Source organism: Metapseudomonas phytobenefica, assembly GCF_043392685.1.
In the GTDB taxonomy this organism is placed as follows: domain Bacteria; phylum Pseudomonadota; class Gammaproteobacteria; order Pseudomonadales; family Pseudomonadaceae; genus Metapseudomonas.
On sequence record NZ_JBHZGM010000001.1, the window covers coordinates 386,893 to 400,140 of the forward strand.

Annotated in this window: 12 protein-coding genes; 8 read left to right on the top strand and 4 right to left on the bottom strand. The window is 64.7% G+C overall.

What is annotated here, in order from left to right:
* Nucleotides 1-160 precede the first annotated feature (160 nt).
* The 5 genes from gatC to ACFW0B_RS01825 all read left to right on the top strand — a co-directional run bounded on the left by gatC (nucleotide 161) and on the right by ACFW0B_RS01825 (nucleotide 4,296).
* Nucleotides 161-448, top strand: a complete 288-nt coding sequence (gene gatC / locus ACFW0B_RS01805) for an Asp-tRNA(Asn)/Glu-tRNA(Gln) amidotransferase subunit GatC (RefSeq protein ID WP_449146237.1) — start codon at nucleotides 161-163, stop codon at nucleotides 446-448.
* 14 nt (nucleotides 449-462) lie between these two features.
* On the top strand, nucleotides 463-1,914 hold the full coding sequence (gene gatA / locus ACFW0B_RS01810) for an Asp-tRNA(Asn)/Glu-tRNA(Gln) amidotransferase subunit GatA (protein WP_449146238.1): 1,452 nt from the start codon (nucleotides 463-465) through the stop codon (nucleotides 1,912-1,914).
* Nucleotides 1,915-2,022: 108 nt separating this feature from the next.
* Nucleotides 2,023-3,468: an Asp-tRNA(Asn)/Glu-tRNA(Gln) amidotransferase subunit GatB gene (gene gatB / locus ACFW0B_RS01815; RefSeq protein ID WP_449146239.1), complete on the top strand. Its 1,446-nt coding sequence runs from the start codon at nucleotides 2,023-2,025 to the stop codon at nucleotides 3,466-3,468.
* Between the two features lie 53 nt (nucleotides 3,469-3,521).
* Nucleotides 3,522-3,905, top strand: a complete 384-nt coding sequence (locus ACFW0B_RS01820; RefSeq protein ID WP_449146240.1) for a septal ring lytic transglycosylase RlpA family protein — start codon at nucleotides 3,522-3,524, stop codon at nucleotides 3,903-3,905.
* Nucleotides 3,906-3,918: 13 nt separating this feature from the next.
* Nucleotides 3,919-4,296 (top strand): carboxymuconolactone decarboxylase family protein, encoded by a 378-nt coding sequence (locus ACFW0B_RS01825; RefSeq protein ID WP_449146241.1) that lies wholly within the window; start codon nucleotides 3,919-3,921, stop codon nucleotides 4,294-4,296.
* Nucleotides 4,297-4,357: 61 nt separating this feature from the next.
* On the opposite strand, the gene ACFW0B_RS01830 is transcribed toward ACFW0B_RS01825, so the two are convergent.
* The 3 genes from ACFW0B_RS01830 to ACFW0B_RS01840 all read right to left on the bottom strand — a co-directional run bounded on the left by ACFW0B_RS01830 (nucleotide 4,358) and on the right by ACFW0B_RS01840 (nucleotide 7,257).
* Nucleotides 4,358-5,299, bottom strand: coding sequence for an AEC family transporter (locus ACFW0B_RS01830; RefSeq protein ID WP_449146242.1), 942 nt, complete (start codon nucleotides 5,297-5,299; stop codon nucleotides 4,358-4,360).
* A gap of 116 nt (nucleotides 5,300-5,415) precedes the next feature.
* The gene (locus tag ACFW0B_RS01835) at nucleotides 5,416-5,976 is read right to left on the bottom strand and encodes a response regulator transcription factor (RefSeq protein ID WP_449146243.1); all 561 of its coding nucleotides are present in this window, start codon (nucleotides 5,974-5,976) and stop codon (nucleotides 5,416-5,418) included.
* Nucleotides 5,977-6,000: 24 nt separating this feature from the next.
* Complete coding sequence (locus ACFW0B_RS01840; protein WP_449146244.1) at nucleotides 6,001-7,257, bottom strand: ATP-binding protein; 1,257 nt, start codon at nucleotides 7,255-7,257, stop codon at nucleotides 6,001-6,003.
* A 346-nt stretch (nucleotides 7,258-7,603) separates the two neighbouring features.
* On the opposite strand from ACFW0B_RS01840, the gene ACFW0B_RS01845 reads away from it, so the two are divergent.
* The 3 genes from ACFW0B_RS01845 (at nucleotide 7,604) to ACFW0B_RS01855 (ending at nucleotide 11,770) form a co-directional block, all read left to right on the top strand.
* The gene (locus tag ACFW0B_RS01845) at nucleotides 7,604-8,320 is read left to right on the top strand and encodes an SIMPL domain-containing protein (protein ID WP_449146245.1); all 717 of its coding nucleotides are present in this window, start codon (nucleotides 7,604-7,606) and stop codon (nucleotides 8,318-8,320) included.
* A gap of 212 nt (nucleotides 8,321-8,532) precedes the next feature.
* On the top strand, nucleotides 8,533-10,134 hold the full coding sequence (locus tag ACFW0B_RS01850) for an ABC transporter substrate-binding protein (RefSeq protein ID WP_449146246.1): 1,602 nt from the start codon (nucleotides 8,533-8,535) through the stop codon (nucleotides 10,132-10,134).
* 55 nt (nucleotides 10,135-10,189) lie between these two features.
* Nucleotides 10,190-11,770: an ABC transporter substrate-binding protein gene (locus ACFW0B_RS01855; protein WP_449146247.1), complete on the top strand. Its 1,581-nt coding sequence runs from the start codon at nucleotides 10,190-10,192 to the stop codon at nucleotides 11,768-11,770.
* A gap of 153 nt (nucleotides 11,771-11,923) precedes the next feature.
* Here the strand turns inward: ACFW0B_RS01855 and ACFW0B_RS01860 are convergent, their stop codons facing one another.
* Nucleotides 11,924-13,141 (bottom strand): M24 family metallopeptidase, encoded by a 1,218-nt coding sequence (locus tag ACFW0B_RS01860; protein ID WP_449146248.1) that lies wholly within the window; start codon nucleotides 13,139-13,141, stop codon nucleotides 11,924-11,926.
* Between the last annotated feature and the right edge of the window lie 107 nt (nucleotides 13,142-13,248).

Sequence of the window (13,248 nt, forward strand, 5' to 3'; positions counted from 1 at the left end):
GGGGATTTTGGGCAAGGCGCCGATATGTTAAATTGCCTGTTTTTCCGGGCCGTCAAGGCCCATCATCGCGGCCTTTGACCGCCCGTTCGCAGCACCGTTCCCCACCGCATTCCCGCACGGTCGGCTGCCCACGCAGGCCGCTTTTAGTTGGAGACCCCCGATGGCGCTTGAACGCTCCGACGTGGAAAAAATCGCCCATCTCGCCCGACTGGGCCTGAACGAGGCCGATATCCCGCGTACCACCGAGACCCTGAACAACATCCTCGGCCTGATCGACGCCATGCAAGCCGTGAATACCGACGGCATCGAACCCATGGCCCACCCGCTGGACGCCACCCAGCGCCTGCGCGCCGACAGCGTCACCGAGGAAAACCACCGCGACGCCTACCAGGCCATTGCGCCGGCCGTCGAGAACGGCCTGTACCTCGTGCCCAAAGTCATCGAATAAGGAAAGGGTTTCCCATGCATCAACTGACCCTCGCCGAGATCGCCCGAAGCCTCGCCGCCAAGGAATTCTCCGCCGAAGAGCTGACCCGCAGCCTGCTGGCGCGCATTCATCAGCTCGATCCGCAATTGAACAGCTTCATCAGCATCACCGACGAACCGGCCATCGAACAGGCCCGGGCAGCCGACGCACGGCGTGCCGCCGGTGAACAAGGCGCCCTGCTCGGCGCCCCCATCGCCCACAAGGACCTGTTCTGCACCGAAGGCGTGCTGACCAGCTGTGGCTCGAAGATCCTCAACGGTTTCAAGGCGCCCTACGACGCCACCGTGGTCGCCCGCCTCAAGGCCGCCGGCGCGGTGAGCCTCGGCAAGCTGAACATGGACGAGTTCGCCATGGGCTCCTCCAACGAATCCAGCCACTACGGCGCGGTCAGGAATCCCTGGGCGCTCGACCGTGTTCCCGGCGGTTCCTCCGGCGGTTCCGCCGCGGCCGTCGCCGCGCGCCTGGTGCCCGCCGCCACCGGCACCGACACCGGTGGTTCGATCCGCCAGCCGGCTGCCTTCACCAACCTCACCGGCATCAAGCCCACCTACGGCCGGGTTTCCCGCTGGGGCATGATCGCCTACGCCTCCAGCCTCGACCAGGGCGGCCCGCTGGCTCGCACCGCCGAGGACTGCGCGCTGATGCTGGGCGCCATGGCCGGTTTCGACCCGAAGGATTCCACCAGCGTCGACCAGCCGGTGGATGACTACCTCGCCAGCCTGAACCAGCCGCTCGCCGGCCTGCGCATCGGCCTGCCCAAGGAATACTTCGGTGCCGGCCTCGACAGCCGCATCGCCGACGCCGTGCTGGCCGCGGTCGAGGAACTGAAGAAGCTCGGCGCCATCGTCAAGGACGTCAGCCTGCCGAACATGCAGCACGCCATCCCGGCCTACTACGTGATCGCCCCGGCGGAAGCCTCCTCCAACCTGTCGCGCTTCGACGGCGTGCGCTTCGGCTATCGCTGCGAGAACCCGCAGAACCTCGAAGACCTGTACAAGCGTTCCCGCGCCGAAGGCTTCGGCGCCGAAGTGAAACGTCGCATCATGGTCGGCACCTACGCGCTGTCCGCCGGCTACTACGACGCTTACTACCTGAAGGCGCAGAAGATCCGCCGCCTGATCAAGAACGACTTCATGGCCGCCTTCGGCGAGGTGGATGTGATCCTCGGCCCGACCACGCCCAACCCGGCCTGGAAACTCGGCGAGAAGAACAACGACCCGGTCGCCCAGTACCTGGAAGACATCTACACCATCACCGCCAACCTGGCGGGCCTGCCGGGCCTCTCCATGCCCGCCGGCTTCGTCGATGGCCTGCCGGTCGGCGTGCAGCTGCTGGCGCCATACTTCCAGGAAGGCCGCCTGCTCAACGTCGCCCACCAGTACCAGCAGGCGACCGATTGGCACAAACAAGCTCCGGCCGGCTTCTAAGCCATGGCGCCGCCATGCGTCCTTTTCCCCTCTCCCTTCAGGGAGAGGGTGGCCCGAACGGGCGGGAGAGGGGTTGCGCAGGCACAGCAGGATTGAGGAACACTACACATGCAATGGGAAACAGTGATCGGGCTGGAAATCCACGCACAGCTCAGCACCCAATCGAAGATTTTCTCCGGCAGCGCCACCACCTTCGGCGCCGAGCCCAACACCCAGGCCAGCCTGGTTGACCTGGGCATGCCCGGCACCCTGCCGGTGCTGAACCAGGAAGCGGTGCGCATGGCCTGCATGTTCGGCCTGGCCATCGACGCCGAAATTGCCCCGAAGAACGTCTTCGCCCGCAAGAACTACTTCTACCCGGACCTGCCCAAGGGCTACCAGACCAGCCAGTTCGAGCATCCGATCGTCGGCAAGGGGCACCTGGACATCACCCTGGAAGACGGCACCGTCAAGCGCATCGGCATCACCCGCGCACACCTCGAAGAAGATGCCGGCAAGAGCCTGCACGAAGACTTCCACGGCATGACCGGCATCGACCTGAACCGCGCCGGCACTCCGCTGCTGGAAATCGTCTCCGAGCCGGACATCCGCAGCGCCAAGGAAGCGGTGGCCTACGTCAAGGCCATCCACGCCCTGGTGCGCTACCTCGGCATCTGCGACGGCAACATGGCCGAAGGTTCGCTGCGCTGCGACTGCAACGTCTCGGTTCGTCCCAAGGGCCAGGCCGAGTTCGGCACTCGCGCCGAGATCAAGAACGTCAACTCCTTCCGCTTCATCGAGAAGGCCATCAACCACGAGATCCAGCGCCAGATCGAGCTGATCGAGGACGGTGGCAAGGTGGTGCAGGAAACCCGCCTGTACGACCCGAACAAGGACGAGACCCGTTCCATGCGCGGCAAGGAAGAAGCCAACGACTACCGTTACTTCCCCTGCCCCGACCTGCTGCCGGTAGTGATCGAGCAAAGCTTCCTCGATGAAGTCCGCAGCCAGCTGCCCGAGCTGCCCAACCAGAAGCGCGAGCGCTTCCAGAGCGAGTACGGCCTGTCGGCCTACGACGCCAGCGTGCTTTCCGCCAGCCGCGAGATGGCCGACTACTTCGAGGCCGTACTGAAGGTCTGCGGCGACGCCAAGCTGGCCGCCAACTGGGTGATGGTCGAACTGGCCAGCCTGCTCAACAAGGAAGGCCTGGAGATCGAACAGTCGCCGGTTTCCGCCGAGCAGCTGGGCGGCATGCTCCTGCGCATCAAGGACAACACCATCTCCGGCAAGATTGCCAAGATGGTCTTCGAGGCCATGGCCGCCGGCGAAGGTTCCGCCGACGAGATCATCGAGAAGAAGGGTCTGAAGCAGGTCACCGATACCGGCGCCATCGACGCCATGCTCGACGAAGTGCTGGCCGCCAACGCCGCCCAGGTCGAACAGTACCGCGCCAGCGACGAAGCCAAGCGCGCGAAGATGTTCGGCTTCTTCGTCGGCCAGGCGATGAAGGCCTCCAAGGGCAAGGCCAACCCCGGTCAGGTGAACGAATTGCTCAAGAAGAAACTCGAAAGCTGACCCCAGTGATGACGCCGGGCTTGCCCGGCGTTTTCTTGTCCGAGGCATTCGATATGGTTCGCCCCCTGATCTGGCTTCCCTTGCTCGCTCTTTTGCTGGCCGGTTGCAGCACCAGCCCCTTTGGCGGCAGCGATTCGGCCCACGGCTACAAGGCCGAGGGCAAGGCGTCCTATTACGGCTCCCGCCACCACGGCAAGCGCACCGCCAGCGGCGAGCGCTTCGACCAGCACGCCCTGACCGCCGCCCACCGCACCCTGCCCTTCGGCACCCGGGTGAAGGTGACCAACCTCAACAACGACCGCACAGTGGTGGTCCGCATCAATGACCGCGGTCCGCACGTTCGCGGCCGGATCATCGACCTGTCGCGCGAAGCCGCCGAACGGCTCGGCATGCTCCGCGCCGGCGTGGCGCCCGTGCGGGTGGAATCCCTCGACTGACTGGAGACTCACAATGAGCGAAGAACGCAAATCCGGCCTGCAGGTACGCCGGGAAGTGATGGGCGACGCCTTCGTCGACCGCGCCCTGGGCAATGCCACCGAATTCACCCAGCCGCTGCAGGACTTCGTCAACGAGCACGCCTGGGGTGGCGTGTGGAATCGTGAAGGCCTGCCGCGCAAGACCCGCAGCCTGATCACCCTCGCCGCCCTCACCGCCCTGAAGTGCCCGCAGGAGCTCAAGGGCCATGTGCGCGGTGCGCTGAACAACGGCTGCACGGTGGAAGAAATCCGCGAAGCCCTGCTGCACTGCGCCGTCTACGCCGGCGTTCCCGCCGCCATCGACGCCTTCCGCGCCGCCCAGGAAGTCATCGACGACTACCAGAAGTCCTGACACCCGCTCATCCGTAGGCTGCGCGGTGCGCACGGCGCCCCCTGCCCAAAACGCTTCCCACTCAGATCCAGCCGGCCCACTGCAGCAGGAACAGGCCGATATTGGTGGTGACCACAGCCGCCAGGGTGGTGATCACGATGATCGCCGCCGCCAGTTCGTGGTTGCCATTCACCGCGCGGGCCATGACGAAACTCACCGCGGCGGTCGGGCTGGCGAAATAAAGGAAGAGGATCGCCAGGTCGGCGTTGCGGAACCCGCACAGCCACGCGCCCAGCGTCGCCAGGATCGGCAGCCAGACCATCTTCATCAGGCTGGCGCTGACGGCGATGCTGCCGCTGGAGCGCAGGGACGCCAGCGACAAGGTGCCACCGATGCAGATCAGTGCCAGGGGCAGGGTCAACTGCGCGAAGTATTCGCCCGAGGTGAGCAGCCACTTGGGTAGCGGCAATTGCCAGTACGCCACCGGCAAGGCAGCCAGCACGCCAATGATCAGCGGGTTGCTGATGATGCTCCGGGCCAGGCTCAGCGGATCGCTCTTGGCATTCGGGCTGTAGATCGCCAGGACGATGGAGGACAGCGAGTTGTAGCTGAGGATCACCACCGCGCCGAGGATACTGCCCACCGACAAGCCGTAGTCGCCGTACATGCTGGTCGCCAGCGCCAGGCCAACGATGCCGTTGTTGCCGCGAAAGGCGCCCTGGGTATAGATGCCGCGATCCTCGGCCGGGCAACGCAGGATGGCCCAGCCCCAGCCGATCAGGAAACACAGGATGGTGGCCGCAATGAAGTAGCCGATCATTTCCGGTTTCAGCGCGGCGCCGAGGTCCGCCCGGACGATCCCGAGAAACAGCAGGGTTGGCATGGTGCCCTTGAACACCAGTGACGACGCGGTGTTGATGAACGCGCCATCGATCCAGCCAAGGCGCTTGAGCCCCACCCCCAGGAACAGCATGGAGAACACCGGCGCGGTGATGCTGAGGGTCTGCTGGACGACGGCGAGCATGGGGCAACCTTGGCGGCGGGAATAGTTAGGCGGCTAAGGATACCAACAGCGGAGGGGAAATTTCCTTGTGGGGGCGATTTCCTTCGTCCCCACAAGGAAGTGGCAAATGCAGGCGGTCAGCGGCGCACCGGCCGCTTCTGCAGCTTGCGTTGCAAGGTCCGGCGGTGCATGCCCAGGGCGCGGGCGGTGGCGGAGATGTTGCCGTCGTGCTCGGCCAGCACACGCTGGATGTGCTCCCACTGCAGGCGGTCCACCGACATCGGGTTTTCCGGCACCAGGCTGTCCAGGTCGGCGTGTTCCGAGAGCAGCGCAGTCAGCACGTCGTCAGCGTCGGCCGGTTTGCACAGGTAGTTGGTGGCGCCGCGCTTGATGGCCTCCACCGCGGTGGCGATGCTCGAATAGCCGGTGAGGATCACCACGCGCATTTCCGGGTCCAGTTCCAGCAGCTTGGGCAGCAGGACCAGGCCGGAGTCGCCGTCCATCTTCAGGTCGAGCACCGCGTAGTCGGGCAGGTCGTCCTTGGCCATCGCCAGGCCTTCCTCGGCGGAGCCGGCTACCGACACCCGCAGGCCACGACGGGTCATCGCCCGGGCCATGACGCGGGTAAAGGTGGCGTCGTCGTCCACCAGCAGCAGATGGGGTTGTTCTTCGCCTTCGATCAGGGGTTCGTCAGTCATCTCGCTTCCTCTTCGTCAAGGCACTCAGGCGACGCCATAGGTGCGCGGCAGGCGCAGCTCCGTCAGGGTGCCGCCCTCCTCATGGTTATAAAGTTTAACCGTGCCGCCGGCACGGGTAACGCTGGCCTGGCTCAGGAACAGGCCAAGGCCGAAGCCCTTGCCCTTGGTGGTGAAGAAGGGCCGGCCCAGTTGCTCGGCAATGGCCAGGGGAACGCCAGCGCCGTGGTCGCGGATGGTCAACACCATCCACTGGTGGTCCCAGTTGATGCGGATATCGAGCTTTTCCGGGCAGGCGTCGGCGGCGTTGTTGAGCAGGTTCAGCAGGGCCTGGGTCAGGTCCGCCGGGGGTTTCAGCCGAGGCGCCACGCCGAGGCCCATGCACTGGTAGCGGTAGGTGGCCTCCGGACGCATCAGGTGCCAGCGATTCAGGGTGACTTCCAGCCACTCGATCACCGATTGCTCCACCACCGCCTGGCGACGATCCGCTTCGGCGGCACGCACCAGTTGCTGGAGGGTGTCCTTGCAGAGCATCACCTGCTCCTGCAGCAGGGCCAGGTCGTCCTGCAGGCCTGGCTTGTCACCGTGCTCCTGGCGCAGTTCCTTGAGCAGCACGCTCATGGTCGCCAGCGGCGTGCCCAGTTCATGGGCGGCGCCGGCGGCCTGGGTGGCCACGGCGAGGAGCTGCTGGTCACGCATGCCTTCTTCGCGGCGCACCGCCTGCAGCTGGTCCTGGCGACGCAGCTCCTCGGCCATGCGGGCGACGAAGAAGGTGATCAGCGCCGCCGCCAGGGCGAAGCTCAGCCACATGCCGTAGATCAGCAGCGATTCGCGCTGGCCGGTAGGCATTTCCAGCGGATGGAACAGCACCAGCAGCAAGGTGTAGGCCGCCAGCGCAAGGCCCGCCAGGGTCACGGTGTAGAGCCAGGGCAGGGTCGCCGCGGCGATGGTCAGCGGCACCAGGTAATAGGAAACGAAGGGGTTGGTGGATCCCCCGGAGAAATACAGCAGCACGCTGTGGATGATCAGGTCGAAGCCCAGCTGCACCGCATACTCCAGCTCGGTCACCGGCCAGGGCCCGCGCAGGCGCAACGCCGAGCCCACGCAAAGGACCAGCGAGACGCCGAGGGTCACGCTCAATGCGACCCAGGGCAGTTGCAGCAGTTGGGTCTTGTAGGCGAGGCCGACCGAGCCGGCCTGGGCGGCCAGGACAAGGATGCGGATCAGGGTCAGCCGCAGCAGGTTCTGGCGGCTGGCAGACAGTAGCTGTACGGGTTCGAGCATGGGCACTCCCTGGAATCGCCGGAGTATAACCAAGGCGCACCCCGGCCCGCCTCTGTGCGGCAACTCGCCGCAGTGGGGATAATTGGCGGATACAACCTAATCCTGTGGGGGCGAATTCATTCGCAAAGAGACGCGCAGCGTTCCCGTTCCTGGCACCAGGGCAGGCCTGCGGCCTGCATAGCAAATAAATCGCCCCCACAAGGCACTCAGCCACCGTCACACTGGAACATCGGTCCCAATTCCTGGTCAATTTGCATCGCCGTTAACCCGAACGGCCGGATACCTTCGTCCACTATGGCGAATCACCGCGCAACCCGTGCGGAACCCTGTCCCACAAGGAGTCGACATGCCCAAGTTCACCCGTCTCGCCGCCGCTCTCGCCCTCTGCGCCGCCAGCCTCGGCAGCCTTTCGGCCCAGGCCGCCGACGAAGCCCGCTACAACCAGGTGGCAGTGCGTGCCGAAGTCAGCCAGGACGTCGCCCACGACCTGATGCACGTCACTCTCTATAGCGAATCGCAGAACACCGACCCGGCCAAGCTGGCCGACGAGATCACCCGCACCCTCAACAGCGCCGTGGAGAAGGCCCGCAAGGCCAAGGGCGTCACCGTCAGCCTGGGCAGCCGCAACAGCTACCCGGTGTATGACGAGAAGGGCCAGAAGATCACCGCCTGGCGCGAACGCGCCGAACTGCGCCTGGAAAGCGCCGACTTCGCCGCCCTGTCCCAGCTCAGCGCCGACCTGATGGGTCAGCTGAAGATGGCCGGCATGAACTTCAGCATCGCCGAGAAGACCCGCAAGACCCACGAAGACGACCTGATCAAGCAGGCCGTGGACGCCTTCAAGGCGCGCGCCCAACTGGCCACCGACGCCCTCGGCGGCAAGGGCTACAAGCTGGTCAACCTGAATCTGAACAGTGCCGGCTTCCAGCCGCCGCAGCCGATCATGATGCGCGCCATGGCCGCCAAGGGTTACGCCGATGCAGCCGCCGTACCGGAGATAGAAGCCGGCAACAGCCGCGTCAGCGTCAGTGCCGACGGCACCATCGAAGTGCAGATGCCCTGATCCGGCACGGGGCGCCATCACATCCGGAGTGGCGCCCTCCCCCTTCCCACGGCCTGGATTTGCAGAATTGCGACAGGCGCTTACAGCTTTATTCCGCCGACTACACTCTTTCCCGTCCGGCTATTGCCTCGGGCATATGCCCTGCATAGCTTCTCGCAAGGCCCCCACAAGGGGCCCCTCACGATGACAAACAGAATAAACATGAGGTCAACATGCGTAAAAACGCCGTCATCCAGGCACTTGTCGCGGCTGGGCTGATCGCCAGCGCACCCTTCGCCAGCGCTGCAAGCAACCTGGTGTTCTGCTCCGAAGGCAGCCCCGCCGGTTTCGATCCGGGCCAGTACACCACCGGCACCGATTTCGACGCCTCCGCCGAAACCGTCTTCAACCGCCTGACCCAATTCGAGCGCGGCGGCACCGCAGTGATCCCGGGCCTTGCCGAGAAGTGGGACGTTTCCCCCGATGGCCTCACCTACACCTTCCACCTGCGCAAGGGCGTCAAGTTCCACACCACCGATTACTTCAAGCCGACCCGCGACTTCAACGCCGACGACGTGCTCTTCACCTTCCAGCGCATGCTCGACAAGGACCACCCCTTCCGCAAGGCGTACCCCACCGAATTCCCCTACTTCACCGACATGGGCATGGACGCCAACATCGCCAGGGTGGAGAAGGTCGACGACAACACCGTCAAGTTCACCCTCAACAGTGTGGATGCAGCCTTCATCCAGAACCTGGCCATGAGCTTCGCCTCCATCCACTCCGCCGAATATGCCGACCAGCTGCTCAAACAAGGCAAGGCCGCCGACATCAACCAGAAACCCATCGGCACCGGCCCCTTCGTGTTCAAGCGTTACCAGAAGGACGCGCAGATCCGTTTCACCGGCAACAAGGACTACTGGAAACCCGAGGATGTGAAGATCGACAACCTGATCTTCTCGATCAGCACCGATGCGTCGGTACGCATGCAGAAGCTCAAGGCCAATGAATGCCAGATCACCCTCTTCCCGCGTCCGGCCGACCTGGAAGCGCTGAAGAACGACCCGAACCTGAAGATGCCGTCGCAGCCGGGCTTCAACGATGGCTACATCGCCTACAACGTCACCCACAAGCCGCTGGACAAGCTCGAAGTGCGCCAGGCGCTGGACATGGCGGTGAACAAGCAGGCCATCATCGACGCTGTCTACCAGAGCGCCGGCCAGTTGGCGGTGAACGGCATGCCGCCGACCCAGTGGTCCTATGACGAGACCATCAAGGACGCCGGCTACAACCCGGACAAGGCCAGGGAGCTGCTGAAAGCCGCAGGCGTTGCCGAAGGTACCGAGATCACCCTCTGGGCCATGCCGGTGCAGCGCCCGTACAACCCCAACGCCAAGCTGATGGCCGAAATGCTCCAGTCCGACTGGGCCAAGGTGGGCATCAAGGCCAAGATCGTCACCTACGAATGGGGCGAGTACCTCAAGCGCGCCAAGGCCGGCGAACACGACACCATGCTGATCGGCTGGAGCGGCGACAACGGTGACCCGGACAACTGGCTGGGCACCCTCTACGGCTGCGACGCGGTGGACGGCAACAACTTCTCCAAATGGTGCGACGCCAGCTACGACAAACTGATCAAGGAAGCCAAACGCACCACTGACCAGGCCAAGCGTACCGAGCTGTACAAGCAGGCCCAGCACATCCTGAAAGACAACGTGCCGATCACCCCGATCGCCCACTCCACCGTCTACCAGCCGATGCGCAAGAACGTGCAGGACTTCAAGATCAGTCCGTTCGCGCTCAACTCCTTCTATGGCGTGAGCGTCGGCGAGTAAGCCGGCAAACGGGGCCTTCGGGCCCCGTTTTCCTCACTGTCCACAAGGAAGACCGATGCGCCGACGCCTATTGCCCCTCGCTCTCTGCCTTCCCCTCCATACCTTCGCCAGCCAGGCACTGGTGGTCTGCACCGAAGCCAGCCCGGAAGGCTTCGACATCGTCCAGTACACCGCCGCGACCACCGCCGATGCCTCGGCCGAAACCGTCTTCGACCGCCTGGTGCAATTCGCTCCCGGCAGCACCCGCTTGCAGCCGGGCCTCGCCGAGAGCTGGACCATCAGCCCCGACGGCCTGGTCTACGAGTTCCAGTTGCGCAAGGGCGTCAGCTTCCACAGCACGCCCTGGTTCACCCCCAGCCGCGAGTTCAATGCCGACGACGTGCTCTGGAGCTTCCAGCGCCAGCTCGACCCCGCACATCCCTGGCACAAGCTCTCTCCGCGCGGCTATCCCTATATGGAATCCATGGCCTTTTCCCAGTTGATCGAGCGTGTCGAGAAGCTCGACGACCACCGCGTGCGCTTCACCCTGAGACACCCGGAGGCGCCCTTCCTCGCCGACCTGGCCATGGGCTTCACCTCCATCTATTCCGCCGAGTACGCCGACCAGTTGCTCAAGACCGGCCAGACCGAGCGGCTCAACCGCGAACCGGTCGGCACCGGGCCTTTCGTCTTCGAGCGCTACCGTAAGGATTCGCAGGTCCGCTTCCACGCCAACCCGACCTACTGGGCAGGCAAGCCGGCTGTGGACAAGTTGTTGTTCGCCATCACCCCCGATCCCAACGTGCGGGTGCAACAGCTCAAGGCCGGCGCCTGCCAGATCGCCGTGTACCCGCGCCCTACCGACATCGCCAGCCTTCGTCAGCAAGCAGGGCTCAAGGTGCTGGAACTGGATTCCCTGCTGGTCGCCTATGTCGGCCTCAACACCCGCCATCCACCGCTGGACGACGTGCGCGTGCGACAGGCCATCAACCTCGCCTTCGACAAACACGCCTACCTTCGTGCGCAGTTCGGCGAAGGCAACGCCAGCATCGCCGTGGCGCCCTACCCGGCCAGCCTGCTGGGCTACAACGACAAGCTGGAACCCTGGCCCCACGATCCCGAAAGAGCGCGCCAGCTGCTGGCCGAGGCCGGCTACAAGGACGGCTTCAAGCTGGCCATCTGGACCCGCCCCGGTGGCGGCCCGACCAACCCCAACCCCGGCATCGGCGCACAGATGCTCCAGGCCGACCTGGCCGCCATCGGCATCAAGGCAGAGATTCGCGTCTATGAATGGGGTGAGTTGATCAAGCGCGCCAAGAATGGCGAGCACGATCTGGTGTTCATGGGCTGGGCCGGCGACAACGGCGACCCGGACAACTTCCTCACCCCCAACCTGTCCTGCGCCGCAGCGCGCTCAGGGGAAAACCAGGCAGGTTGGTGTGACGAGAAATTCGACGCGCTGATCCGCGAGGCCCGCGCCATCACCGACCCCGCCCGCCGCGCCGAACTCTATCGGCAGGCGCTGGCGATCTTCCACGAACAGGCGCCGTGGATCCCCCTCGCCCACCCCAAGCAGTTCGCTGCCGTGCGCGAAGGCGTGGAGGGCTTCCAGTTGAACCCGATGGGCTCGAACAACTTCGCCAGGGTGAAGCTGTAGGGGCGAATTTATTCGCCAAGCAGACCGCAGGTCTGCCCCTGGAAGTCCGAGCGGGCACGACTACCCTCTCCCCAACCCTCTCCCTGAAGGGAGAGGGAGCTATCCGCAGTCCTGTAGCGGCTTCAGTCGCGAAAGCAGGCCGAAGACCTGCCCTCAGGCCTCCAACCCGAACGGATCGTCGATGGAATGGCTCGGCTGGGTAAACCAGCGCGGCCCGGTGGGGGTCATGTAGAAGTGATCCTCCAGGCGAATGCCAAACTCGCCCGGTACGCAGATCATCGGCTCGTTGGAGAAGCACATGCCCTCGGCCAGCGGCGTTTCGTCGCCACGCACCAGGTATGGTCCTTCGTGGATATCCATGCCGATGCCGTGACCGGTGCGGTGCGGCAGGCCCGGTAGCTGGTAATCCGGCCCCAGGCCACCGGCTTCCAGGCAACGGCGGGCGGCGGCATCGACCGAGCCGCAGGGCGCGCCAGGACGCGCAGCCTCGAAGGCGGCCAGTTGTGCCGCCTTCTCCAGGCTCCAGAGTGCGCGCTGGCGTTCGCTCGGCAAGCCGAACACATAGCTGCGGGTGATATCCGACTGATAGCCGTGGAGCTGGCAACCGGTGTCGATCAGCACCATGTCGCCGTCCTTGAGCACCTGCGCATGTTTCACCCCATGGGGGAAGGCGCTGGCCTCGCCGAACAGCACGATGCAGAAGGTGGAACCCGGCGCACCCACCTTGCGGTGCGCCTGGTGGATGAACTCGGCGACCTCGGCGGTGCTGATGCCCTCGCGCAGGATGCTGGCGGCAGCCTTGTGCACTTCCAGGGTCATGTCCTTGGCGCGCTGCATCAGCGCCAGTTCGGTGGCGGACTTGTGGAAGCGGCAGGGATCGATGACACAGGCGGCATTGACGAACTCGAAGGCGGCCCCCAGCCGACGGATGCCGTCGTACATGAAGAAGGCCACGGACGGGCAGAGACCGATGCGGGCCTCGGCAGCGATGCCCATGCCGGCCAGCATGTCCAGCAGCAGGCGGTAGGGGCTCTCGTGTTCGTGCCAGGTGTGGATAACCCCGTCCACCTCACGAAAATCGCGGATGGTGCCTTCCTCGAAGGCCGGGGCGATGTAGACCAGCGGGCCATCGGCGGGCAGCACGGCGCCCACCATGCGTTCGCTCGGGTTCCACTTCACTCCGGTGAAGTAACGCAGGTTGCTGCCGGCGTTCAGGTAGATGGCCGCGATGCCCTGATCACGCATCAGGCCCTGGGCCTTGGCAATGCGCGCCTGATACTCGTCGAGACCGATGGGGCCCATGCCCGCGGCCATGTTCGACAGGCCGGCGAGCGCCTGTTCCGGCGTCTTGCCACCCACTCCTACCGTCATAATTGTTCTCCCGAGTCGTGTTGCGGTGCGCAGAATTTAAGTTCCACTTAAATAACCGTCAACGCCAATTTTCAGTACCACTTAATTTTCAACAAGGCGACAAGCCT

Excerpts from the sequence above, each read along its gene's own strand:
- gatC (WP_449146237.1), top strand. The coding sequence starts at position 161 with ATGGCGCTTGAACGCTCCGACGTGGAAAAAATCGCCCATCTCGCCCGA.
- gatA (WP_449146238.1), top strand. The coding sequence starts at position 463 with ATGCATCAACTGACCCTCGCCGAGATCGCCCGAAGCCTCGCCGCCAAG.
- gatB (WP_449146239.1), top strand. The coding sequence starts at position 2,023 with ATGCAATGGGAAACAGTGATCGGGCTGGAAATCCACGCACAGCTCAGC.
- ACFW0B_RS01820 (WP_449146240.1), top strand. The coding sequence starts at position 3,522 with ATGGTTCGCCCCCTGATCTGGCTTCCCTTGCTCGCTCTTTTGCTGGCC.
- ACFW0B_RS01825 (WP_449146241.1), top strand. The coding sequence starts at position 3,919 with ATGAGCGAAGAACGCAAATCCGGCCTGCAGGTACGCCGGGAAGTGATG.
- ACFW0B_RS01830 (WP_449146242.1), bottom strand. The coding sequence starts at position 5,299 with ATGCTCGCCGTCGTCCAGCAGACCCTCAGCATCACCGCGCCGGTGTTC.
- ACFW0B_RS01835 (WP_449146243.1), bottom strand. The coding sequence starts at position 5,976 with ATGACTGACGAACCCCTGATCGAAGGCGAAGAACAACCCCATCTGCTG.
- ACFW0B_RS01840 (WP_449146244.1), bottom strand. The coding sequence starts at position 7,257 with ATGCTCGAACCCGTACAGCTACTGTCTGCCAGCCGCCAGAACCTGCTG.
- ACFW0B_RS01845 (WP_449146245.1), top strand. The coding sequence starts at position 7,604 with ATGCCCAAGTTCACCCGTCTCGCCGCCGCTCTCGCCCTCTGCGCCGCC.
- ACFW0B_RS01850 (WP_449146246.1), top strand. The coding sequence starts at position 8,533 with ATGCGTAAAAACGCCGTCATCCAGGCACTTGTCGCGGCTGGGCTGATC.
- ACFW0B_RS01855 (WP_449146247.1), top strand. The coding sequence starts at position 10,190 with ATGCGCCGACGCCTATTGCCCCTCGCTCTCTGCCTTCCCCTCCATACC.
- ACFW0B_RS01860 (WP_449146248.1), bottom strand. The coding sequence starts at position 13,141 with ATGACGGTAGGAGTGGGTGGCAAGACGCCGGAACAGGCGCTCGCCGGC.